Origin of the sequence: Nonomuraea sp. NPDC049725, assembly GCF_040674795.1 — a bacterium.
GTDB lineage: Bacteria > Actinomycetota > Actinomycetes > Streptosporangiales > Streptosporangiaceae > Nonomuraea > Nonomuraea ceibae.
Genome location: NZ_JBFANJ010000019.1, coordinates 1 through 23,488, shown reverse-complemented (window position 1 = coordinate 23,488; position 23,488 = coordinate 1). Strand labels below are relative to the sequence as shown.

The following is a 23,488-nucleotide window of genomic DNA, read 5'->3' as shown; positions in this document are numbered from 1 at the left end:
GGCGTCAGCGGCCGACACACCGCCCGCTACCGGATCCGGTCAGCATCCTGGCCCGGGGATTACCGTGCCCTCGGCGGTGCGCAGGTGGCCCTCGCCGGTGTAGACCCACTTGGTGGAGGTGAGCTCGGGCAGCCCCATCGGGCCGCGCGCGTGCAGCCGCTGGGTGGAGATGCCGATCTCCGCGCCGAACCCGAACTCGCCGCCGTCGGTGAACCGGGTGGAGGCGTTGACGGCGACGGCGGCCGAGTCGACCAGCGACACGAACCGGCGGGCGGCGCCCTGCGAGCGGGTCACGATGGCGTCGGTGTGGCCGGAGCCGTAGCGCCTGATGTGGGCCACGGCCTCCTCCAGCGAGCCGACGACGGCGGCGGCGATGTCGAGCGAGAGGTATTCGGCGCGGTAGTCGTCCTCGGTCGCGGGCACCACCTCGCCATAACCGGCGATCCGGTCGTCGCCGTGCACGGTCACGCCGGCGTCCGCGAGCGCGGCCAGCGCCTTGGGCACGAACGCGTCGGCCACGTCGGCGTGCACCAGGAACGTCTCGGCGGCGTTGCACACCGAGGGCCGCTGCGCCTTGGCGTTGACCAGGATCTGCACGGCCAGGTCGACGTCGGCCTCGGCGTCGACGTACACATGGCAGTTGCCGACGCCGGTCTCGATCACCGGCACCGTCGACTCCTCGACCACCGAGTTGATCAGCGACGCGCCGCCGCGCGGGATGAGCACGTCGACCAGCCCGCGGGCGCGCATCAGCTCCTTGACCGAGTCGCGCGTCTGCCCCGGCACGAGCTGGACCGCGCCCGCCGGGACGTCGGTGCCGGCCAGCGCCTCCTGCATGACCTCGACCAGCGCCGTGTTGGAGGAGTAGGCGCTGGAGGACCCGCGCAGCAGCACCGCGTTGCCGCTCTTGAGGCAGAGCGCGGCGGCGTCGACGGTGACGTTGGGGCGGCCCTCGTAGATGATGCCGATGACGCCGAGCGGCACGCGGAGCTGGCGCAGCTCCAGCCCGTTGGGCAGGGTCGAGCCGCGGACGACCTCGCCCACCGGGTCGGGCAGGTCGGCCACCTGGCGCACCGCCTCGGCGATCGCGCCGATGCGGGCCTCGTCGAGCCGCAGCCGGTCGATCATGGCCTCGGAGATGCCCTGCTCCCTGGCCCGCTCGACGTCGGCGGCGTTGGCCTCGACGAGCTCGGCGGCGTGCGCGACCAGGGCGTCGGCGACGGCACGCAGCGCCCGGTCCTTCGGCGCCCGCGGCAGCGGGGCCAGCTCGGCGGCGGCCTCACGTGCCGCGCGGGCGACCTTCAGGAACTCTTCGGACATCGCGTGCTCCTCATCAGGGCGTCAGCTGTGGGTCTCCAGTATGACGATGTCGTCGCGGTGGATCAGCTCGCGTTCATATTCCGGACCGAGCTCGCTGGCCAGGTCACGGGTGGAGCGGCCGAGCAGCCCGGGGATCTCGCCGGCGTCGAAGTTGACCAGCCCGCGCGCCACCACCCGGCCGCGCGGCGCGCACAGGTCGACGGGGTCGCCGGCGGCGAACTCGCCCTCGACCGAGGTGACCCCGGCCGGCAGCAGCGACTTGCGCCGCGACACGACCGCCTCGACGGCGCCGTCGTCGAGGTGCAGCCGCCCGCGCCCGGTCGTGGCGTGCGCCAGCCACAGCAGCCGGGTGCCGGGGTGGCGGCCGCCGGGGTGGAAGTAGGTGCCGACGTCGGCCCCGGCCAGCGCGTGGGCGGCGTGGGCGGCGGCGGTGAGCACCACGGGCACGCCCGCGCCGGTGGCGATCCTGGCCGCCTGCACCTTGGTGACCATGCCGCCGGTGCCGACCGAGCCGCCCTTGCCCAGCTCGACGCCCGCCAGGTCCTCGGGGCCGTGGATCTCCGCCAGCCTCCGCGACCCGCTGCGGCTGGGCGGCCCGTCGTACAGCGCGTCGACGTCGGAGAGCAGGACGAGCGCGTCGGCGCGCGTGAGATGGGTGACGAGCGCGGCCAGCCGGTCGTTGTCGCCGAACCGGATCTCGTCGGTGGCGACGGTGTCGTTCTCGTTGACGATCGGCACGATGCCGAGCTCCAGCAGCCGGTCGAGCGTGCGCCGGGCGTTGGCGTGGTGGGCGCGGCGCATCATGTCGTCGGCGGTCAGCAGCACCTGGCCGACGCGCAGGCCGTAGCGGGCGAAGGAGGAGGTGTAGCGGGCGACCAGCACGCCCTGGCCGACGGAGGCGGCCGCCTGCTGGGTGGCGAGGTCACGCGGTCGCGCGGCCAGCCCGAGGGGGCCGAGCCCGGCGGCGATGGCGCCGGAGGAGACGAGCACGATCTGCGTCCCGGTGCCGCGCCTGGCGGCCAGCACGTCGACGAGCGCGTCGACCCGGTCCACGTCGATCATGCCCTGGGAGGTGGTGAGCGACGACGAGCCGACCTTGACGACGACCCGCGACGCGGAGCTGATCCGTTCCCGCACGCTCAAACCCTATCCGAGCCCGCCCCTCCCCCAACCCGGGCACTGCGCGGGCATCGGGCGGGGACGGGCGCGGGGACGGGCGCGCGGCCCGTACGGAGACGCCCCCTCGGAAGGGACAGCACCTCTCCCGAAGGGACCATGCTCCTCACGAGGGGGCGTCCTCTCAGAGGGTAGCGGCTCGCCCCCGGAAGATCCTCACCCCAGCCGGCTGTCGGTGCCGCGCGGCCCCTGCCGGACGGCCTCGGCGTTGAGCGTCGGCTGCCAGTCGAAGACGTAGCCGTTCTCCATCGACCCGATGACGACCTCGGCCCCGGCGGTGGCGCCGGCCTTGACCAGCTCCTCCTCCACGCCGAGCCGCTCCAGCCGGTCGGCGAGGTAGCCGACGGCCTCGTCGTTGGTGAAGTCGGTCTGCCGGATCCACCGCTCGGGCTTCTCACCGGTGACCTGGAACATGTTCTCGTTGACCCGGCGCACCTTGAACCCGGTGTCGCCGAGCTGCTTGGGCCTGATGACCAGCCGCGTCGGCTCCTCGACCGGCTTGTTCGCCCGGGCGGCGGCCACCCACTCGCCCATCGCGAACGTGAGCTCGCGCAGCCCGTCGTGCGTGGCGGCGGACACGGTGAACACGCGCAGCCCCCGCTCCTCGAAGTCGGGGCGCACCAGCTCGGCCAGCTCGCGGGCGTCGGGCACGTCGGCCTTGTTGAGCACGACCATGCGCGGCCGGCCCTCCAGCTTTCCGTACGCGTGCAGCTCGGCCTCGATGACCTCGTAGTCGGTGACCGGGTCGCGGCCGGGCTCCATCGTGGCGCAGTCGATGACGTGCACGAGCATGTCGCAGCGTTCGACGTGGCGCAGGAACTCGTGGCCGAGGCCCTTGCCCTCGGAGGCGCCGGGGATCAGCCCGGGCACGTCCGCGACGGTGAACACGGTCTCCCCCGCGGTCACCACGCCCAGGTTGGGGATCAGCGTGGTGAACGGGTAGTCGGCGATCTTCGGCTTGGCCGCGCTGAGCGCCGCGATCAGCGACGACTTGCCGGCGCTGGGGAAGCCGACGAGCGCCACGTCGGCGACGCTCTTCAGCTCCAGCATCACGTCGAGCGCGTCGCCCGGCTCGCCGAGCAGCGCGAACCCGGGCGCCTTGCGCTTGGTGCTGGCCAGCGCCGCGTTGCCGAGGCCGCCGTGGCCGCCCTGCGCGATCACGTAGCGGGTGCCGGTGCCGACGAGGTCGATGAGCACCTCGCCGGTCGAGGCGTCCTTGACCACGGTGCCGTTGGGCACGGGCAGGATCACGTCGGCGCCGTTGGCCCCGTCGCGGTTGGAGCCCTGGCCCTGCTTGCCGCTGTCGGCCTTGCGGTGCGGGCGGCGGTGGTAGTCGAGCAGCGTGGCGGTGCTGGGATCCACTTCCAGGATCACGTCGCCGCCGCGCCCGCCGTTGCCCCCGTCGGGGCCGCCTAGCGGCTTGAACTTCTCCCGGTGGATGGAGGCGCAGCCGTTTCCTCCGTCACCGGCCCTGACGTGCAGAACCACCTGGTCCACGAAGTCCGGCATTGAGCTTCTCCTCCATCAGCCCTCACGGGCGTCTCACAACAGCAAGAAGGGGCGGACCGGAAGACGATCCACCCCTTCGTACAACCCGTGGCGCTGGAGATTTACTCCGCGACCGGGACGATGCTCACCGCGCGGCGACCGCGCTTGGTGCCGAACTGCACGTGGCCCGCGGCCAGCGCGAACAGCGTGTCATCGCCACCGCGGCCGACGTTGTCGCCGGGGTGGAAGTGGGTGCCACGCTGACGGACGATGATCTCGCCCGCGTTGACCAGCTGGCCGCCGAAGCGCTTGACGCCCAGGCGCTGAGCGTTGGAGTCGCGGCCGTTCCGGGTGGACGACGCGCCCTTCTTGTGTGCCATCTCTCAAACTCCCGATCAGGCCTGGTCGATACCGGTGATCTTCACCTGGGTGTACCGCTGGCGGTGACCCTGGCGCTTCTTGTAACCGGTCTTGTTCTTGTACTTGAGGATGCGGATCTTGGGGCCCTTGGTCTCACCGAGAATCTCGGCGCTGACCGTGAACTTGCCCGCCTCCGTGGTCACATCGCCGTCGTTGACGACGAGCACCGTCGGCAGCGAAACCGAAGAGCCGACCTCGCCGGCGACCTTGTCCACCTCGAGGACGTCACCGACGGAGACCTTCTGCTGCCTGCCGCCGCAACGAACGATCGCGTACACCGCGGAACCCTTCTACTGACTCACTGTTGCGATCCCTCGGCCATCCCGTGCGGGATGGCCGCTGACTCCGAATGCTGCGCCCGTCATTCGGCTCATCCGGAACCGACGAACCGGGGGGCGCGCCAACAGGGCACGTCACCTGACGCACCGGTTGACTAGAGTACCGGATGACCGGGGCCCTAGGCGAACCGGACGATTCATCGGAAGCCCACCGAACTAGTCGGCGGACTTGGCTCGGCGAGAGCGTCGCCGCCCCCTGCCGGAAGTCTGTCCTGCCTGGTCGTCCTCGGACGGGACGTCTTCAAGCGCACCGGTCACGGTATCACGACCGGAGGAGTCCTTGGCCGCGGACACCTTGTCCGAGACCGCCTTCTCCACCGCCATCTTGCCCTGGGTGCCCCGCGGCTCGGACCGGCTCTCCACCGGCTCCGTGGAGACGATGAGGCCACGCCCGTTGCAGCAGTCGCAGGGGGTCGAGAACGCCTCCAGGAGGCCCTGACCGACCCGCTTACGCGTCATCTGGACCAGGCCCAGCGACGTCACCTCGGCCACCTGGTGCTTGGTCCTGTCGCGCGCCAGGCACTCCAGCATCCGCCGCAGCACCAGATCGCGGTTGGACTCCAGCACCATGTCGATGAAGTCGATGACGATGATGCCGCCGATGTCACGCAGCCTGAGCTGGCGGACGATCTCCTCGGCCGCCTCCAGGTTGTTGCGCGTGACCGTCTCCTCCAGGTTGCCGCCCTGGCCGGTGAACTTGCCGGTGTTGACGTCGACGACGGTCATCGCCTCGGTCCGGTCGATCACCAGGGAGCCGCCGCTGGGCAGCCACACCTTGCGCTCCATCGCCTTGCCGAGCTGCTCGTCGATCCGGTACGACTCGAACACGTCGCCCTGGCCGGGGTCCCACTTCGACAGCCGCTCGCCCAGGTGCGGCGCGACGTACTTGACGTACTCGTCGACCGTCTCCCACGCCTCGTCGCCCTGGACGACCAGCGAGGTGAAGTCCTCGTTGAAGACATCACGCACCACCCGGATGGTCAGGTCGGGCTCGGCCGAGAGCAGCTCGGGCGGGCTGGCCGACTTGGCCTTCTTGCGGATGTTCTCCCACTGGGCCGACAGGCGGGCCACGTCGCGGGCGAGCTCCTCCTCCGAGGCGCCCTCCGCGGCGGTGCGCACGATCACGCCGGCGTTCTCCGGCATGACCTTCTTCAGGATGCTCTTGAGGCGGGTGCGCTCCTTGTCGGGCAGCTTGCGGCTGATGCCGGTCATCGACCCGTCCGGCACGTACACCAGGTAGCGGCCGGGAAGGCTGATCTGCGACGTCAGGCGGGCGCCCTTGTGGCCGATCGGGTCCTTGGTGACCTGCACCAGCACCGACTGGCCGGACTTCAGCGCCGACTCGATCCGCTTCGGCTGGCCCTCCAGCCCGGCGGTGTCGAAGTTGACCTCGCCCGCGTACAGCACGGCGTTGCGGCCCTTGCCGATGTCGACGAACGCGGCCTCCATCGACGGCAGCACGTTCTGCACCTTGCCGAGGTAGACGTTGCCGACGTAGGACTGGCTGGCCTCGCGGTTGACGTAGTGCTCGACGAGGACGCCGTCCTCCAGCACCGCGATCTGCGTGCGGTCGCCCTGGCGGCGCACCACCATCATCCGGTCGACGGACTCCCGGCGGGCCAGGAACTCCGACTCGGTGATGATCGGCGGGCGCCTGCGGCCCAGCTCGCGGCCCTCGCGGCGGCGCTGCTTCTTGGCCTCCAGCCGGGTGGAGCCGCGGACGCTCTGCACGCCGTCGGCGGAGGTGTCGTGCGCGGCCGAGCGGCCCGAGCGGGGCGCGCGGATGCGCACCACCGTGTTGGGCGGGTCGTCGGGCGTGGTCTCGCCACCCTCGTCGTCGGTGCCCCTGCGGCGGCGGCGACGGCGGCGGCGCGAGCTGGAGGCCTCCTCCTGGGGCTCCTCGCCCTGCTCCTCGTCGCCTTCGTCCTCGCCCTCGTCACCCTCGTCGGACTCGTCGCGCTCGCGGGACTTGCCGCGCCCGCGGCCGCCCCTGCGGCGGCGGCGACGGCGACCGGCGCCCTCTTCCTCCTCCTGCTCGTCGGAGGTGTCGTCGCCCTCGTCCTCGGCGGTGATCTCGTCCTCGGCCTCGTCCTCGCTCACCTCGACGGCGGGCTGGGGCTGGGGCTCCGGCCGCACCGGCTTGGCCTGCGACGGGTCGGGCGCCTGGAACAGCGGCGCGAAGATCGCGGCGGGCCGCTGGAACGCGGTGCCGGGCTGGTCCTCGCGGCGCACCGTCAGCCCGAACGGGTCGGCCAGCAGGCTCGGCCGGTCCTCCTCGTCCAGGTCCTCGCCGGCGGGCTCGTCGTCGAGGGGCTCGTCCTCGGGCAGAATCTCCAGAATGTCGTCATCCGCGCGCTCGACCGGCGCCTCGGCCGCCTCGACGGCCTCGACGGGCTCGACGGGCTCCGCGACGGCCTCGGCGGGCGCGGTCGCGACGGTCTCCTCGGGCTCGGCCTTCTTGCGGGTGCGGCGGCGCTTGACGGGCGCCTCCGCGGCCTCGGGGGCCGCCTCCGGCGTCACGGCGGCAGCGGCGGTCTCGGGGACCGCCACGGCACTCTCCGCGCCCGCCACGGCACCCTCAGGAGCCGTCACGGCACCCTCGGCGGCGCCCTCGGCACCGTCCGCAGCCGCCTCGGCCGCCTCGGCGGCCTTCTTGGTCGTACGGCGGCGCGTCGTGGTGGCGGTCGACCGGGTCCGCGTCGCCCTCTTGGGCTTGACCGCCTCCTCGGCGGCCTGCGCGTCCTGCCCGGCCGGCTCCTCGACGGCCTGGGCCACGGCGGCCTCGGCCGGGCTCGTCACCTCGGCCGTGGCCGGCCGCGCGGCGATGAGGTCTTCCGGCCGTCCGGCGGCGCGCTGCGCGGCGGTGCTCGGAAGGGGACGCCCTTCCGCCACCGACGGGGCCGCCTGGGCGGCGACCACGGTGATGGGTCCGGTGGCCGGCGCGGCGGCCGGCGTCTCGGGAAGCTCGGGCGGCGGCCCGGCCGGGCGGCTGGCCGCGCGGCGCTTGGTCACCTTGGTCTGTTCTGTTGTCTCCCCGTCGGGGCCCTGGGCCCCGGCGTTGGGCTCGTTCTCGTCGAGCATGCGGGCGCTCTCCCGTCAGCTCCCGGGCGCGTCGCCGCGCCGCGCAGGAGCTCTCGTGTCTCGTTGTCCGCCACGCCCCCTCGCGGGGGCATGGCGCCAAGTCCTGTCAGCGGCAGCGCCCGGCAGGGCGCTTCCTTAACCGGCGACGTGCTCACCCGCCGGTCCCGCCTCGCCGCCGCGCGTAGTCTCGCGGTCCAGGTCGAGCGGGTCGGCAAGCGCACCGGTGCGTGCGTCGAGCGGCCCCTGCGCCAGCCTGGTCACCTCGGGGGGAACCGGCGGCGCGAAGTCGGCCACAAGGCGCAGCCCTGTGAGCACATCGTCGGGTCGAACGGCAGGAGTCATGTGCCGAACAACCATGCGCAGTATGACACACGACTGTCCGCCCACCTGAGCTGCAGTTCTGTCTGTTCCCTCTGATCCCTGCGAGTCCGGGGCGCTCAGCGCCGTGAGCCTCAGCACGGCCTCCCGCGCGTCGAAGCGGCGCGGGCCCTTCTTGGTGAGGCGCTCGACCTCCACGGTGCCCGCCGCGAGGAACTTCTCCACCGCGACTTCGGCGAGCTCGCGGTCGGCACCGGGCAGCCGCACCTCCCACTCGGAGACCTCCAGGCGGTCGGCCAGCGCTCCGGGGGCCGCCTCGACGACGTCGAGCACGTCGAGACCAGGCGGCAGCGACTCGTCGAGGTCACGTTTGACCTGCTGCGGATCGCACGGCGTCGTGACGCCGATCTCGAGGTATTCGGCCTCGCTGGCGACGCCGGTCGGCGCCGCTCCCGCGTAGGAGATCTTCGGATGAGGCGAGAAACCCGCGCTGTAGGCCACCGGAATGCCGGCACGGCGGACCGCTCGTTCGACGGCCCGCGAGATGTCGCGGTGACTGGTGAAGCGCAGGCGTCCGCGCTTGGCGTAGCGCACGCGAAGGCGCTGCGTCGTCGGCGCGGGCGGGGGCCCATCGGGAACAGGTTTCAGAGCCTTGTCGTCCTTCCCGTGTCAGAGTTCCTTCATCTCAGGATAAGCCGCCCGGACGCCTGCACGTCTCAGGATCATGTACGGCGTGACACCGGGCGGCCACCGAGCGCGGCTAGATCACCGTGAGGGGAAGGAGTTTCTTACCCGTCGGTCCGATTTGAATCTCGGTGCCCATCGTCGGGCAGACGCCGCAGTCGTAGCAGGGGGTCCAGCGGCAGTCCTCGACCTCGCCGCCGGAGACGGCCTCCTGCCAGTCCTGCCAGAGCCATTCGCGGTCGAGGCCCGCGTCGAGGTGGTCCCACGGCAGGACCTCGTTCTCCTCGCGCTCGCGCACGGTGTACCAGTCGACGTCGACGCCGGCCTTGGCGGCGGCGGCCATCCAGCGCTCGTAGGAGAAGTGCTCGCTCCAGCCGTCGAAGCGCCCTCCGTCCTCCCACACGGCGCGGATGACGGCGCCGACCCGCCGGTCGCCGCGCGACAGCAGCCCCTCCACGATGGACGGCTTGCCGTCGTGGTAGCGGTAGCCGATGGCCCGGCCGTACTGCTTGTCGCCGCGCAGCGACTCGCGCAGCGCCTTGAGCCGCCGGTCGACGGTCTCGTGGTCGGCCTGCCCCGCCCACTGGAACGGGGTGTGCGGCTTGGGCACGAAGCCACCGATGGACACGGTGCAGCGGATGTCGCGCGAGCCGGTGGCCTCACGACCGGCCTGGATGACCTTCTTGGCCAGATCGGCGATGCCGAGCACGTCCTCGTCGGTCTCGGTGGGCAGCCCGCACATGAAGTAGAGCTTGACCTGCCGCCAGCCCTGGGAGTAGGCGGCGGTGACGGTGCGGATGAGGTCTTCCTCGGTGACCATCTTGTTGATCACCTTGCGCATGCGCTCGGAGCCGCCCTCGGGGGCGAAGGTGAGCCCGGAGCGCCGCCCGTTGCGGGAGAACTCGTTGGCCAGGTCGATGTTGAAGGCGTCGACCCGGGTCGAGGGCAGCGACAGCGAGGTGTTGGTGCCCTCGTAGCGGTCGGCCAGGCCCTTGGCCACCTCGCCGATCTCGCTGTGGTCGGCGGACGACAGCGACAGCAGGCCGACCTCGTTGAAGCCGGACTCCTTGATCCCGTTCTCGACCATCGCGCCGATCGTGGTGATCGACCGCTCGCGCACCGGACGGGTGATCATGCCCGCCTGGCAGAACCGGCAGCCCCGGGTGCAGCCGCGGAAGATCTCCACGCTGAACCGCTCGTGCACGGTCTCGGCCAGCGGGACCAGCGGCTTCTTCGGGTAGGGCCACTCGTCGAGGTCCATGACCGTGTGCTTGTGCACCCGCCACGGCACGTCGGGACGGTTGGGCGCGACCCGCTTGATGCGGCCGTCGGGGTGGTAGTCGACGTCGTAGAACTTGGGCACGTAGACGCCGCCGGACTCGGCCAGCCGCATCAGCAGCTCGTCGCGCCCGCCGGGCCTGCCCTCGGCCTTCCACTCCCGGATGACCTCCGAGATGGCGATGGCGATCTGCTCGCCGTCGCCGAGCACGGCCGCGTCGAGGAAGTCGGCGATCGGCTCGGGGTTGAACGCCGCGTGGCCGCCCGCCAGCACGATCGGGTCGTCGTCGCCACGGTCGGCGGCGACCAGCGGGATCCCGGCCAGGTCGAGCGCGGTCAGCATGTTGGTGTAGCCGAGCTCGGTGGAGAACGACAGGCCGAGCACGTCGAAGGCGCGCACCGGCCGGTGGGCGTCGACGGTGAACTGGGGCACGCCCTCGGCGCGCATGAGCGCCTCCAGGTCGGGCCAGACCGCGTAGGTGCGCTCGGCCAGGGTGCCGGGCAGCTCGTTGAGGATCTCGTAGAGGATCGCGACGCCCTGGTTGGGCAGCCCGACCTCGTACGCGTCGGGATACATGAGCGCCCAGCGCACGTCGGCGGAGTCCCAGTCCTTCACCGTCGAGTTGAGCTCACCCCCGACATACTGGATCGGCTTCTGCACCTTGGGCAGCAGCGCTTCCAGGCGGGGAAAAATCGACTCGACAGGCATGACACCCAGGGTAGCGAAACCCGTACCGTGGCTGGGACGCCCTAGGCGTAGGGGCGCTGCCGGGAGCGGATCGACAGCAGCATGCCCACGGCGATCAGGTTGGCGAAGGTCGCGGTGCCACCGTAGGAGACGAACGGCAGCGGCAGGCCGGTGATCGGCATGATGCCGATCGTCATGCCCACGTTCACGAACGTCTGGAACGCGAACCAGCACACGATCGTGCCCGCGACCAGCGTGCCGAACCGGTCCTCGCACTGCCGGGCGATCTTCAGGCCGCGCAGCAGCACGACGCCGAGCAGCAGCACGACCGTGACCGAGCCTAGGAAGCCGAACTCCTCGCCCGCCACGGTGAAGATGAAGTCCGTGTGCTGCTCCGGCACGAACCTGCCGGTGGTCTGCCCGCCCCCGAGCAGCCCCTTGCCGAACAGCTGCCCGGAGCCGATCGCGATGAGCGACTGGGTGCTGTTGTAGCCGACGCCGCGCGGGTCGACGTTCGGGTCGACGAACGCGGTGAACCGGGCGACCTGGTAGTCCTCCAGCATCTGGAAGTAGAACACGCTGAAGACCCCGGCCGCGCCGACCAGGGCCAGCAGCGCGATCAGCCGCTTGCGCACCCCGGAGATCACCAGCGCGGAGGCGGTGATGGCGGCGAGCACGAGCGCGGTGCCGAGGTCGGGCTGGAGCATGACGAGCACGAGCGTCACCGCGGCGGCGAGCAGGGCGAGCACGATGTCGAGCGGCCTCGGCCGGTCGCGTCCCTCGGCGGGCTGGGCGAGCAGCATCGCGGTGATGAGCAGCAGCCCGACCTTGGCGAACTCCGACGGCTGCACGGCGAACCCGCCGCCCAGCAGGATCCACGAGTGCGAGCCGTTGATCGTGGCGCCGAGCGGCGAGAGCACCAGCCCGAGTCCGATCAGCGAGAGCAGGAACAGCACGGGCGCGTAGGCGCGCACGGCCCGGTGGTCCACGGAGGCGACCACGCCGCACAGCGCCAGCCCGATCGTCTCGTTGAGCAGGTGTTTCTTGAGCAGGCCGGTGGAGCCGGGCGCCCAGGTGCGGGTGGAGGACCAGACGAGCAGCGTGCCGATCACCGACAGGGCGAGGACGGCCACGAGCAGGACCCCGTCGAGCCGCCACACCGGCGACTCGGCGCCGAAGGCCCGCCTGGCGAACGAGCGCCGTCCGGGCGCCAGCGCGCTCATTGCCAGATCACCGTCCCGTCGGGGGCGAACCTGGGCAGCCGCGACACGGGCTTGCCGCCGGGCAGCGCGGCGGGCCGTTTGATGCCGAAGATGCCCTCGTAGATCTGCCGCACGGCGGGCGCGGCGGTCTGGGAGCCCATGCCGCCCTGCGACACCATGGCCACGACGACGAAGCGCGGGTTCTGCGTGGGGGCGAACGAGGCGAACCAGGAGGTGTCCTTCTTGCCCCACACCTCCGCCGTACCGGTCTTGCCGCCGATGCGCACCTTGTCCATCGGGAAGCCGGCGAACGCCCCGGCCGCGGTGCCGTCGGAGGCGACCTGGCTGAGCGCGTTCTTGATGTAGAGCCGCTCCTTCTCGGTGACGGGGAGCTTGCCCACGACCGGCACCGGGATCGTCTTGACCACCTTGCCGTCGGGCCGCACCAGCGCCCAGCCGATGCGCGGGCTGCGCACCTTGCCGTCGGAGACCAGCGCCGCGTACGCCCGCGCGAGCTGGAGCGGCGTCACCAGCACGTCGCCCTGCCCGATGGAGAAGTTGGCCGAGTCACCGGGCCGCAGCACGAACCCCTCGGTGCAGTTCTCGTGCGCCAGCCGCTTGAGGAACGCCGCCCGCGCCCCGTCCTTGACCTCGGGGTAGCCGGTCTGGGCCCGCTTGCAGTTGGTGGCGCTGGTCAGCGCCCACATCTCCTTCTTCCACTTGCGGTCGGGGATGCGCCCGGCCGACTCGCCCGGCAGGTCGATCCCCGTCGGCCCGCCGAACCCGAACCCGCGGGCGGTGTTGGCGAACACCTCCCTGGCCGTCTTCTTCGGCGTGCGGCCGCCGTCGCGCAGATACTGCTCGTACGCCGCCTGGTAGAAGATCGTGTCGCACGACTTGACCAGCGCCAGGTGCAGGCTGAGCGTGCCCAGCGGGATGCCGCGGAAGTTGTTGAAGGCCCGGCCGCCCACCGTGACCGACCCCGGGCAGTTGTACTTGCCGTTCAGCGGGTAGCCGGCGCGCAGCATCGAGGCCACCGACGACACCTTGAACGTCGAACCGGGCGCGAACTGGCCGTTGATCGCCCGCGACACCAGCGGCTTGCCGGACTTCTCCGACAGCAGATGCTTGTACATGTTCGCGGAGATGCCGCCCGCCCACACCGCCGGGTCGTAGCCGGGCGCGCTGGACAGCGCCAGCACCCGTCCGGTCTTCGCGTCGAGCACCACCGCCGCGCCCCCGTCGGCGCCGGGCGCGGACTTCATCGCGTCCTGCAGCGCCTTCTCCGTCACCGCCTGGATCCGCGAGTCGATGCTGGTCACCAGGTGGTGCCCGCTGACGGGCTCGACCTGCTTCTCCACGCCGAGCGCCTTGCCCATCCGGTCGACCTGCACCCGCCGCAGCCCGGCCTTGCCGCGCAGCTCCTCGTCGTAGACGTACTCCAGCCCGTCACGCCCGGCCAGGTCCACGCCGGAGAAGGCGGCCTTCAGCCCGACCCGCTTCTCCAGCTCCGCCTCCGTCACCGGCGACAGGTAGCCGAGCATCTGCGCCCCGGCCCGGCCGCCCGGGTACTCGCGGACCGCGTGGATCTCCGCCGTGACCCCCGGGAACTCCTCCTGGCGCTCCAGGATCTGCAGCGCCTCACGCGTGTCGACCTTCTCGTCCAGCGGGACCGGCTGGTACGGCGATCCCGTCCAGCACGGCTTGGGCACCCCGGGGCCGCACGGCGTGATGCGTTTGCGCAGCTCGGCGACGGGCCGGCTGAGCACCTCCGACAGTTTGCCCAGCACCTTCATCCCGCCGTCGCGCATCCCGGCCAGCCCGGTGCGGTCGACGGAGACGACCAGCGAGGTCTTGTTGCGCACCAGCGGGCGCCCGGAGGAGTCGAGGATCTGCCCCCGCACCGCCGGCACGATCACCGTGCGGGTCCGCGTCTCGGTCGCCCGGTGCACGAGCTCGGGACCTCGTACGACCTGGACCTGCCACAGGCGGACGGCCAGCGCCGCCAGCAGCACCAGCACGAGCGCCTGGATCACGACCAGCCGGGTGCGCATCCGGGTCATATCTCGTACCTCTGCCGTCGGCCGCGGGTCGCCAGCCAGATCACCACGGGCGCGGCGATCATCGTGTAGGCGACGGTCACGGGAACCTGCTCGGTCAGCGTGGAGATCGTCACCCTCGGGTCGGACATCAGCCCGCCCACCGCCGCCGCCATCAGCGGCGCGAGCACCACGCACAGCGCCACGGTGGTGACCCGCCCGCCGGCCCCGCGCCCGGCCAGGTAGCCGACCAGCGCGAACACGAACGCGTACAGCCCCGCGACGTGCGCCGTCGGCGGCACCACGTCCACCACCAGCCCGGTGAAGAACCCGATCACCGCCCCGGCCGCCGGCCCGCGTATCAGCGCCACCGCCACCACCGCCAGCAGCACCAGGTCGGGCACGCCCCCGGCGGGCAGCGGCAGCCGGTTCACCAGCATGACCTGCAGCAGCAGCGCCACCGGCACCACCAGGACCGCCGTCATCGAGCCCCCTCCCTGCGCGGCAGCACCGCGTCTCTCGGATCACGGGCGGGCCCCTGCACCACCACCCCCACCACGTCCAGCGCGGTCAGATCCGCGTACGGCCTGGCGTAGGCGATCCGGACGAGCTGCCCGGGAGTCGACTCCACCTGTTCGATCACCCCGATCGGCACCCCCGGCACGTACGGCGCGCCGCGATGGGAGCCGAAGCTGACCAGCCGCGCCCCCCGCTCGATCGGCGCGGTGGAGTCGAGCAGCTTGAACTGCAGGAGCCGCCCGTTCTCCGCCACCCCGTGCACCACGCCGATCTCCTGGCCGCCCTCCAGCCGCGCGCCCGCCGCCGAGGCCAGGTCGCTCAGCAGGACCACGGTGGAGGTGCGGGCCGAGGCGTGCACCACGCGGCCCACCAGCCCGTCGCCGTTGAGCACGGTCATGTCGGTGCGGACGCCGTCGTCGGTGCCGGCGTCGATCTGCACGGCGTCCTCGAAGCCCGGCTGGCCGCGCCGGGCGATCACGTTGGCGGACACCACCTTGTAGCCGCCCAGCCCGGCCAGCCCGAGCATCCGCTTGAGCTCGGCGGCGCGGGCCGCGTCGAGGCGGTCGGCGGACAGGCTGGAGCGCAGCCGGGCGTTCTCCGCCTTGAGCCGCTCGATGTCGGCCTGGGCGCTCGGCGCCGCGGCGATCGCGTGCAGGAACCCGCCGACGGGCCGGGCCACGGCGCCGCCGGCCTCCTCGGCCGCCCCGAACACCCACGCGCCGGCCGACCGCAGCGGGGTGAGCGGCGAGCTCTCGCCGGCGCGGTGGTCGACGGTCAGGATGACCAGCGCCGCCGCGAGCAGCGTGCCGAGGATCAGCCTGGCCTGGCGCGAGTCTCTCATCAGCGTCGCGACTCCGGCACCAGCACCTGCTGCAGCGCCTCGAAGTCCTCCACGCATCTGCCGGAGCCGAGCGCGACCGAGTCGAGCGCGTTCTCCACCAGGTGCACCGGCATGCCCGTCTCGGCCTTGACCCGCTCGTCCAGGCCCTTGAGCAGCGCGCCGCCGCCGGTGAGCGCGATGCCCCGGTCCATCAGGTCGCCGGACAGCTCCGGCGGGCAGCGGTCGAGGGTCGTCTTGACCGCGTCGACGATCGCGTTGACCGGCTCCTCGGTGGCCTTGCGGATCTCCTCGGCCGACACGATGATCGTCTTCGGCAGGCCGCTGACCAGGTCGCGCCCGCGGATCTCGGCGTGCGCCTCCTCCCCGGTGGGGCAGGCCGAGCCGATCGCCATCTTGATCTCCTCGGCGGTGCGCTCGCCGAGCATCAGCGAGAACTCCTTCTTCACGAAGGTGATCACCGCCTGGTCCAGCTCGTCGCCGCCGACCCGGATGGACTGGCTGGTCACCACGCCGCCCATCGAGATGATCGCGACCTCGGTGGTGCCGCCGCCGATGTCGACCACCATGTTGCCGGTCGGCTCGTGCACCGGCAGCCCGGCCCCGATCGCCGCCGCCATGGGCTCCTCGACGATGTAGACCTTGCGCGCCCCCGCCTGGTAGCCGGCCTCCTTGACGGCCCGCTGCTCCACTCCGGTGATCCCGCTCGGCACGGCGATGATGATGCGCGGCTTGGCGAAGTGCCGCCGTTTGTGCACCCGTTGGATGAAATAGCGCAACATCCGCTCGGTGACGTCGAAGTCCGCGATCACACCGTCCTTCAACGGCCGGACCGCCACGATGTTGCCGGGCGTGCGCCCGATCATGCGCTTGGCTTCGATGCCGACCGCGACGATCTTCCCACTCGAGGTGTTGATCGCCACGACGGACGGTTCGTTGAGGACGATGCCGCGGCCACGGACGTACACCAACGTGTTGGCGGTGCCCAGGTCGACCGCCATGTCACGGCCTAGAAAGGCGAGCTTGCTGCCCATGGGGAACGGAGCCTTCCGTAACGTCGTTCGCGAATGACTACGGATCGAATTCGAATCGTAACGTGACGTACCCACCACGCCCCGCAACGAGCCCACGCGCCCCACAAAATTCTCCCGCCCCACCCCCAACCCCGATTTTGCCCGTATTGCGCGATACCACCCGACCGCGCCGGGTACGTTGTCCGCAAACGCGAAAGTGCCCGCCAGGCGGCCTGCCTGACGAGCACTCCTGAGCGTGCCCCCGTGATCAGGGGCAGGTGATCAGAACCGGTCCGGGAAGAAGATCTTGATCTCCCGCGCGGCCGACTCCGGCGAGTCGGAGCCGTGGACGACGTTCTCGCCGATCTCCAGCGCGTGGTCGCCGCGGATCGTGCCGGGAGCCGACTTCACCGGGTCGGTGAGCCCGGCCAGCGCGCGGAACGCCTCGACGGCACGCGGGCCCTCCAGCACCATCGCGACCAGCGGCCCCGAGGTGATGAACTCGACGAGCTCGCCGAAGAACGGCCGCTCGGAGTGCTCGGCGTAGTGCGCCTTGGCGGTGTCGGCGTCGAGGGTGCGCAGGTCCATCGCCACGACCTTGAGGCCCTTGCGCTCCACACGGGCGATCACGTCACCGATGAGGCCGCGCTTCACCCCGTCGGGCTTGATCAGGACAAGAGTGCGCTCGGACACTTGAGGTTCTCCTTTGAACAGGTCGCGGAAACTGCGGCACAGCTTACCGTCCCGTCACGCCCGCTCGCCGTCCTCCGGGGACGCCGCGGGCGGCGGCACGGGCGCCGTGTCCTCCTCGCCGTCGCGCGCCTGCGGCAACGGCTGCACGCCGATTCGGGGGATCACCCCGGTCGGCCGGTCCTCGTCGTCCTCCTCGCCGTCCCGCTGAACCGCCGCGCCCACCACCGCGGGCTCCGGCTCCCCGCCGTCACCGGCCTCATCCTGCACGTCCTGTACATCCAGTACGTCCTCCGAGGAGGGAGCGCGCCTGGCCACGACCGCGGCCAGCACGATGACCGCCACCACGAAGAACCCGCCCGCCAGCGCCCACAGGTGCAGCGCGGTGACGAAGCTGTCGACCAGCTCCTGCCTGGTCCGGTCACCCTCCAGGGCCACCATCTGCACACCGGTGCCCAGCAGGTAGCCGGCCAGCACCCCGGGCAGGCACAGCGCCAGCCCGAACATGCCCGCCCCGGCCCCCACCTGGCCGAGCGCCGCCGTGATCGCCACCGCCGCGCCCACCGCCAGCAGCGTGAACGGCACGACGAGCACCAGCCCGTCGGGCGACGGCGCCACGACCCGCACCGAGCAGAGCCCGACGACCATCGACAGCAGCCCCAGCGGCGTCACCCACGCGCTCGTCACCGACGACAGCCGCACCACGACCGCCGCCGCCACGGCCAGCGCCCCCGCCACGCAGAACGGCAGCCACAGCCCGCGCAGCCCCGGCCCGCCGAGCCCGCCCATCTCCACGTACGTCACCTGCGCGACGGTCGGCAGCAGCACCACGCCGACGGCCACCATCGTGTAGGCCAGCGTGCGGCTCTCCCGGGTGCCGACCGTGGCCAGCGCGAGCAGCCCGGCGATGGCGAGCAGCGCCAGCAGGACCACCAGCCCGGCCCGCCAGTCCTGGCTCGCGGTGCTGATGGCGACGACGGCGATGCCGGCGGCGGGCACGGTGGCCAGCAGCAGGCGGCTGCGCTCCTTGGCCCGCAGGCGCGGGGCGGCGGGCCGCTCGCCGACCAGCCACAGCACGAAGTAGGCGGCCGCGAGCACGAGCGCGATGCCGGTCACCAGCGGATAGGGCTGAAGGGTGACCTGCCAGCGCGTCACGCCGTCGAGCGGCCACAGCGCCAGCGCCTGCGCGCCGAGCAGGCTGAGCGCCAGCATGCCGGTCCACAGCGCGCGCAGCACGGGCGGCCGGTCCCAGGCGGCGGCAAGCGTGGCGGGCACGAGCAGCCCGGCGCCCACGCCGTGGGCCACCCGCAGCACGCCCACGAGGAACGCCGACCCGGCATAGCCGCCGGCGGCGTCGGCGACGGCGAGCAGCAGCAGCCCGCCGAGCAGCAGGTGGGCGACCTTCACCCGGCGCAGCGCCACGGCGGCCAGCGGCACGGTCAGCATCATCGCCGGCAGGGCGAGGCCGTGGGCGCGCATCAGCCCGAGCCGGTCGATCTCGGCGGGCAGCAGGTCGGCGACCACGGACACGGTGTTGGGGATCGCGACGATCGCCAGCGGCAGCGTGACCACGATGAGCAGCCCGAGCACGGCGTCGGACAGCCACCCGGACCTCGCGCCTTGAGTCGCGGTGCCGGAGGACCGCTGAAATGGGGGGACGGCCATGAAGCCCGACTTTAGCGGGAAGTCACGCCCTCGACACGCCGAGCGACGAGAATCGCGGTGATCCACAGCGCCGCGAAGATCGCCCCGAGGACGAACATGGCCGGCACCACGAACCCGGCGGCGATCGCCAGCACCTGCGCGACACTGCCCACGACGTAGCCGGCCGGGCGCTTGAGCAGGCCCGCGCCGACCACGCAGAGCAGCGCCAGCCCGATCCCGACCGTCACCGCGAGCGCGGGCGCCACCCCGCCGACGCTGATGGCCACCGGCGTGGTGAGCCCGGCGACGACGGCCTCCATGCCGAGCACGCTGGCGCCCAGCCTGCGCATGCCGGGCGTGACCTGGAAGTCCATCAGGCGCCCTCCGCCTTCAGCAGGTGGCGGGCGTCTCCCGCCGTGATCACGGACCCGGTGATGAGCACACCGGTGCCGCTGAACTCGCCCTCGGCGTCGGCGATCCCGATGCCGAGGTCGATGGCGTCGTCGAGGCGCTCGACGACGTGCACCCGGTCCTCGCCGAACAGCGGCTCGGCCAGCTCGCCCAGCTCCTGCGCCGACAGCGACCTGGGCGAGGAGTTGCGGGTGACGACGATCTGGTCGAGCACCGGCTCCAGCAGCTCCAGCAGCCCGGTCACGTCCTTGTCGGCCATGACCGCGACCACGCCGACGACCTTGGCGAAGTCGAACGCCTCGTGGATGCCGTCGAGCGTCGCCTGCATCCCGCCGGGGTTGTGCGCGGCGTCGACGACCACCGTGGGGTTGCGCCGGACGATCTCCATGCGGCCCGGCGACGACGCCTGCGCGAACGCGTGCCGTACGAGATCGAGGTCGAGCGGGTCGTCGCCGCCGGTGAGCGCCTCGACGGCGGCCAGCGCGCAGGCGGCGTTGCTCGCCTGGTGGGCGCCGTAGAGCGGCAGGTAGACCTCGTCGTAGACGCCCTTGAGGCCGCGCAGCGTCAGCAGCTGGCCGCCGACGGCCACCTCGCGGCTGAGCACGCCGAACTCCAGGCCCTCGCGGGCCACGACCGCGCCCACCTCGGCCGCGCGGCGCATCAGCACCTCGGCGGCGGCCAGCTCCTGCTGGGCGAGCACGGTGGTGGCGCCGGGCTTGATGATGCCGGCCTTCTCCTTCGCGATGCTCTCGACGTCGGGGCCGAGCCGGTCGGTGTGGTCGAGCGAGATCGGGGTGATCACGGACACGGTGCCGTCGGCGACGTTGGTGGCGTCCCAGGAGCCGCCCATGCCGGTCTCGATCACGGCCACGTCGACCGGCGTGTCGGCGAACGCGGCGTAGGCCATCGCGGTCAGCATCTCGAAGAACTGGATCCGCCGCCCCTGCGTGTCGGCCAGCTCGACGTAGGGCGCGATCTCCTCGTAGACCTCGGTGAACCGCTCCTCGCTCAGCGGCTCGCCGTCGACGGTGATCCGCTCGCGCATCGTGACCAGATGGGGGCTGGTGAACCGGCCCACCCGCAGGTTGCGCTCCCTGAGCAGGACCTCGGTCAGCCGCGCCGTGCTCGTCTTGCCGTTGGTGCCGGCGATGTGCACGACGGGATAGGCCCGCTGAGGCGAGCCGAGCAGGTCAAGAAGAGCCGCGATCCGGTCGAGCGTCGGCTCGAAGTCCCATTCGACGCCCCGCTCCATGATGGCGCGTTCAACCCCACGAAAATCCACCCCCTCAGCCTACTGACCTCGGGAAGCGGGTCACCACGCGGGGAATCATATCGTGGACTGTATAGAACGTTGGAGGGTACTCACCCCGTCCACCAGGTGTCACCTTGGGAAACAGCCTGCCTCACCCCCCGGCAGGCTCCTACGAGGAGGCCATCGTGGAAGGCGAGAACACTCGCGACCCGGACAAGGGCATCACCCGGAAGACGCTACTGAGAGCGGCATTCATAGCTGCGCCGGCCCCCCTGCTCATCGGTCAGGTGCCGGCTCTCGCACGCGACATGAGCGGGCCGCTGGAGCCCACCCCGTTCTGTGACGACGGCGACGACCCCACGCCGCCCCAGACCGAGGGCCCGTACTTCAAGCCCAACTCACCTCGCCGCTCGACCCTGCCGGGCAGCGGCACCCTGCTCACCGTCAGCGGGTACGTGTTCGGGCTGGCGTGCCAGCCGCTGGCCAACGTGCTGCTGGACTTCTGGCAGGCCGACCGGAACGGCGCCTACGACAACGTGGGCTTCAACTTCCGCGGCCACCAGTTCACCGACGCCAACGGCGCCTACAAGCTCACCACGATCGTGCCGGGCCTGTACCCGGGCCGCACGCGGCACATCCACATGAAGGTCCAGGCGCCCAACCGGCCGGTCCTCACCACGCAGACGTACTTCCCGGGCGAACCGCGCAACAACACCGACTCGATTTTCGACCCGAGACTGCTGATGAACGTCCGCACGGTCGGCTCGGGCAGGGAGGCGACGTTCGACTTCGTGCTGAACGTCCCCGGCGGCCCGCAGCCGACCGGTTCCCCCACGACTCCGCCTCCGGGCGGGGGTACCTGGCAGGCAGGGGTGACCTACCAGGCGGGTGCCCAGGTCACCTATGGTGGCGCGACGTATCGCTGCCTTCAGGGGCACACAGCCGCTCCCGGCTGGGAACCTCCCAACGTGCCCGCTTTGTGGCAGCGCGTCTGATTGGGCATCCGAACGCAAGAAAGGGCCACCCCGGCTGCTGGGGGTGGCCCTCCTTGCGTCATCTCTAGACCAGTCCGCCGTCAGCGCGCAGGTTCTGGCCGGTGAGCCAGCCCGCGTCGGGGCTGAGCAGCAGCGCGACGACGGCGGCGATGTCGGCGGGCGTGCCCACCCGGCCGAGCGCGGTCATGTGCGCGACCGCCTGGTACGCCTCCCGCGGCACGCCCTCCCGCAGCAGGTCGGTGTCGGTCGCGCCGGGCGACACGCAGTTGACCGTGATCCCCCGCGGCCCGAGCTCCCGTGACGCGACCCGCGTGAGCTGCTCGATCGCCGCCTTGCCGGCGACGTAGACGGACTCGCCGGGGCTCGGCCAGGCCGTCCCGGTGGTGGAGACGTTCACGATCCGCCCGCCGTCCGCCATCCGCCGCGCGGCCTCGCGCAGCGTGAAGTACGCGCCGCGCGCGTTCACCGCCATCACCTCGTCATATGCCTCCGGCGTCACCTCGGCTATGGGCGCGTGCCGCAGGACGCCCGCGTTGTTCACCAGCGCCGTCAGCGGCCCGGCGCCCGCCGCCGCGAACACCTCGTCCGCCCGCTCGAACAGCCCCTCGATCTGGGCCACGTCGGCGGCATCCGCCCGCACCGGCGTCGCCCGCCCGCCGAGCCCGTCCGCGACCTCCCGCGCCGCCCGCTCGTCGGCGACGTAGCTGAAGACCACCGTGGCGCCGTCGGCGACGAGCCGCTCGACCACCGCCCGGCCGATCCCGCGCGACCCGCCCGTCACCACTGCGGCTGCGTTCATTCCCTGCTCCTTCAGTCGTCCGTCCCTCTCGCGCTTCACCCTGCCGGTGCTCGCGGAAGGAAGACTTCCGCGACGCGCGCGACAATCGTCCGGGTGAGCGCGAAACGGGACACCGCTGGACGGCTGCTGCGCCTGCTGTCGCTGCTGCAGTCACGCGCCGACTGGCCGGGACCGGAGCTGGCGGCGCGGCTGGGCGTCAGCACCAGGACCATCCGCTCCGACGTCGAACGCCTGCGCGGCCTCGGCTACCCGGTGTCGGCCACCTCCGGCACCGCCGGCGGCTACCGCCTCGGCCCCGGGGCCCGGCTGCCGCCGCTGCTGCTCGACGACGAGGAGGCCATCGCCGTCGCCGTCGGCCTGCGCACGGCCGCCTCCGGCACCGTAGGCGGCATCGAGGAGACGTCGCTGCGCGCCCTGGCCAAGCTGGAACAGGTCCTGCCCGCCCGCCTACGCCCCCGCCTGGGCGCCGTGGCCGCCTACACGGTCCCGGTGCCCGGCAGCGGCCCAGCGGTCGACTCAGGGCTGCTGGCGACGCTCGCCGCCGCCTGCCGCGACCGGCGGCGGCTGCGCTTCGACTACCGCGACCACGACGGCAACGTCACCGTGCGCGACACCGAGCCGCACCGCCTCGTCGCCACGGGCCGCCGCTGGTACCTGGTCGCCTGGGACGTCGGCCGCGACGCCTGGCGCACCTTCCGCGTCGACCGCCTCACCCCGCGCACCCCGCCCGGACCCGCCTTCCCGGCCCGCCCGCTGCCGGACGGCGACGTCATCGCGTACGTGACCAAGGGCGTCGCCTCCGTCCTCGGCCCCTGCCGCACGATCGCCACCGTGTACGCGCCGGCCGAGGTCGTCGCCGAGCGCATCCCCCCGGTGGCCAGGGTCGAGCACGTCGACGCCGGCCGATGCCGTCTGCACATCGGCGCGGCGACCCCGTTGGCCCTGGCGGTCTACCTGGCGGCCCTGGGCCTGGACTTCACCGTGGACGGACCGGCGGACCTCCTCGACCAGCTCGCCGCCATCAGCGACCGCTGCTCCTCGGCCCGCGCGACATAACGCAAAATAGGCCCCCGGAGATACCCGAGGGGCAGGGCCGGTTCGCCTCCAGAACGCGAAAAGGCCCCCGGGATCACCCCCGAGGGCCCTATTCCGTCACACAACGCAGAGAAGGCCCCGACACTGAATGTCGGGGCCTTCTCTTGAAAGATTGTCCGGCGGTGACCTACTCTCCCACACCCTCCCGAGTGCAGTACCATCGGCGCAGGGAAGCTTAACTTCCGGGTTCGGAATGTAAC

The 23,488-nt window shown here is 72.0% G+C and carries 20 protein-coding genes and 1 rRNA gene; 2 read left to right on the top strand and 19 right to left on the bottom strand.

Going from position 1 to position 23,488, the window contains the following annotated elements; all coding sequences use genetic code 11:
- Positions 1-39: 39 nt before the first annotated feature.
- From AB0J53_RS36810 to AB0J53_RS36730, 17 genes are all read right to left on the bottom strand, one after another.
- Positions 40-1,320: a glutamate-5-semialdehyde dehydrogenase gene (locus AB0J53_RS36810; RefSeq protein ID WP_364180839.1), complete on the bottom strand. Its 1,281-nt coding sequence runs from the start codon at positions 1,318-1,320 to the stop codon at positions 40-42.
- 21 nt (positions 1,321-1,341) lie between these two features.
- The gene (proB, locus tag AB0J53_RS36805) at positions 1,342-2,457 is read right to left on the bottom strand and encodes a glutamate 5-kinase (RefSeq protein ID WP_357588683.1); all 1,116 of its coding nucleotides are present in this window, start codon (positions 2,455-2,457) and stop codon (positions 1,342-1,344) included.
- Between the two features lie 195 nt (positions 2,458-2,652).
- Complete coding sequence (obgE, locus tag AB0J53_RS36800) at positions 2,653-4,005, bottom strand: GTPase ObgE (RefSeq protein WP_357588685.1); 1,353 nt, start codon at positions 4,003-4,005, stop codon at positions 2,653-2,655.
- A 101-nt stretch (positions 4,006-4,106) separates the two neighbouring features.
- Positions 4,107-4,364, bottom strand: a complete 258-nt coding sequence (gene rpmA / locus AB0J53_RS36795; protein WP_049575729.1) for a 50S ribosomal protein L27 — start codon at positions 4,362-4,364, stop codon at positions 4,107-4,109.
- 15 nt (positions 4,365-4,379) lie between these two features.
- Positions 4,380-4,682, bottom strand: coding sequence for a 50S ribosomal protein L21 (gene rplU, locus AB0J53_RS36790; RefSeq protein WP_049575732.1), 303 nt, complete (start codon positions 4,680-4,682; stop codon positions 4,380-4,382).
- 216 nt (positions 4,683-4,898) lie between these two features.
- Entirely contained in the window at positions 4,899-7,823 is a 2,925-nt protein-coding gene (locus AB0J53_RS36785) for an Rne/Rng family ribonuclease (RefSeq protein ID WP_364180834.1), read from the bottom strand.
- Positions 7,824-7,958: 135 nt separating this feature from the next.
- Positions 7,959-8,735, bottom strand: a complete 777-nt coding sequence (locus AB0J53_RS36780; RefSeq protein ID WP_308125822.1) for a TIGR03936 family radical SAM-associated protein — start codon at positions 8,733-8,735, stop codon at positions 7,959-7,961.
- A 166-nt stretch (positions 8,736-8,901) separates the two neighbouring features.
- Positions 8,902-10,812, bottom strand: a complete 1,911-nt coding sequence (locus AB0J53_RS36775) for a TIGR03960 family B12-binding radical SAM protein (protein WP_357588689.1) — start codon at positions 10,810-10,812, stop codon at positions 8,902-8,904.
- A 41-nt stretch (positions 10,813-10,853) separates the two neighbouring features.
- Complete coding sequence (gene rodA / locus AB0J53_RS36770; RefSeq protein ID WP_219506881.1) at positions 10,854-12,014, bottom strand: rod shape-determining protein RodA; 1,161 nt, start codon at positions 12,012-12,014, stop codon at positions 10,854-10,856.
- Positions 12,011-14,056: a penicillin-binding protein 2 gene (gene mrdA, locus AB0J53_RS36765; protein ID WP_364180830.1), complete on the bottom strand. Its 2,046-nt coding sequence runs from the start codon at positions 14,054-14,056 to the stop codon at positions 12,011-12,013. The genes rodA and mrdA overlap by 4 nt, the downstream gene beginning before the upstream one ends.
- Positions 14,053-14,517 carry a rod shape-determining protein MreD gene (gene mreD / locus AB0J53_RS36760; RefSeq protein ID WP_357588691.1) on the bottom strand — a complete coding sequence of 155 codons (465 nt, stop codon included), beginning with the start codon at positions 14,515-14,517 and terminating at the stop codon, positions 14,053-14,055. The genes mrdA and mreD overlap by 4 nt, the downstream gene beginning before the upstream one ends.
- On the bottom strand, positions 14,514-15,392 hold the full coding sequence (gene mreC, locus AB0J53_RS36755) for a rod shape-determining protein MreC (RefSeq protein ID WP_364180827.1): 879 nt from the start codon (positions 15,390-15,392) through the stop codon (positions 14,514-14,516). Before mreC ends, mreD begins: the two co-directional genes overlap by 4 nt.
- Positions 15,392-16,423, bottom strand: a complete 1,032-nt coding sequence (locus tag AB0J53_RS36750; RefSeq protein ID WP_219506885.1) for a rod shape-determining protein — start codon at positions 16,421-16,423, stop codon at positions 15,392-15,394. The genes mreC and AB0J53_RS36750 overlap by 1 nt, the downstream gene beginning before the upstream one ends.
- A 261-nt stretch (positions 16,424-16,684) precedes the next feature.
- Entirely contained in the window at positions 16,685-17,095 is a 411-nt protein-coding gene (ndk, locus tag AB0J53_RS36745) for a nucleoside-diphosphate kinase (RefSeq protein WP_080046153.1), read from the bottom strand.
- Between the two features lie 54 nt (positions 17,096-17,149).
- A complete protein-coding gene (locus tag AB0J53_RS36740; RefSeq protein ID WP_364180822.1) occupies positions 17,150-18,757 on the bottom strand; it encodes a hypothetical protein in 1,608 nt (535 codons plus the stop codon).
- 11 nt (positions 18,758-18,768) lie between these two features.
- Positions 18,769-19,110, bottom strand: coding sequence for a DUF4233 domain-containing protein (locus AB0J53_RS36735; RefSeq protein ID WP_357588694.1), 342 nt, complete (start codon positions 19,108-19,110; stop codon positions 18,769-18,771).
- The gene (locus AB0J53_RS36730) at positions 19,110-20,399 is read right to left on the bottom strand and encodes a folylpolyglutamate synthase/dihydrofolate synthase family protein (RefSeq protein ID WP_219506901.1); all 1,290 of its coding nucleotides are present in this window, start codon (positions 20,397-20,399) and stop codon (positions 19,110-19,112) included. Before AB0J53_RS36730 ends, AB0J53_RS36735 begins: the two co-directional genes overlap by 1 nt.
- 287 nt (positions 20,400-20,686) lie before the next feature.
- Here AB0J53_RS36730 and AB0J53_RS36725 point away from each other — a divergent pair, with 287 nt between their 5' ends.
- Complete coding sequence (locus tag AB0J53_RS36725) at positions 20,687-21,394, top strand: carbohydrate-binding protein (RefSeq protein WP_308125823.1); 708 nt, start codon at positions 20,687-20,689, stop codon at positions 21,392-21,394.
- A gap of 64 nt (positions 21,395-21,458) precedes the next feature.
- On the opposite strand, the gene AB0J53_RS36720 is transcribed toward AB0J53_RS36725, so the two are convergent.
- Positions 21,459-22,193 carry an SDR family oxidoreductase gene (locus tag AB0J53_RS36720; protein ID WP_364180818.1) on the bottom strand — a complete coding sequence of 245 codons (735 nt, stop codon included), beginning with the start codon at positions 22,191-22,193 and terminating at the stop codon, positions 21,459-21,461.
- Positions 22,194-22,286: 93 nt separating this feature from the next.
- On the opposite strand from AB0J53_RS36720, the gene AB0J53_RS36715 reads away from it, so the two are divergent.
- Entirely contained in the window at positions 22,287-23,249 is a 963-nt protein-coding gene (locus AB0J53_RS36715) for a transcriptional regulator (protein ID WP_364180815.1), read from the top strand.
- Between the two features lie 153 nt (positions 23,250-23,402).
- On the opposite strand, the gene rrf is transcribed toward AB0J53_RS36715, so the two are convergent.
- Positions 23,403-23,488: ribosomal RNA gene (rrf, locus tag AB0J53_RS36710) — 5S ribosomal RNA — on the bottom strand; the annotation flags it as partial.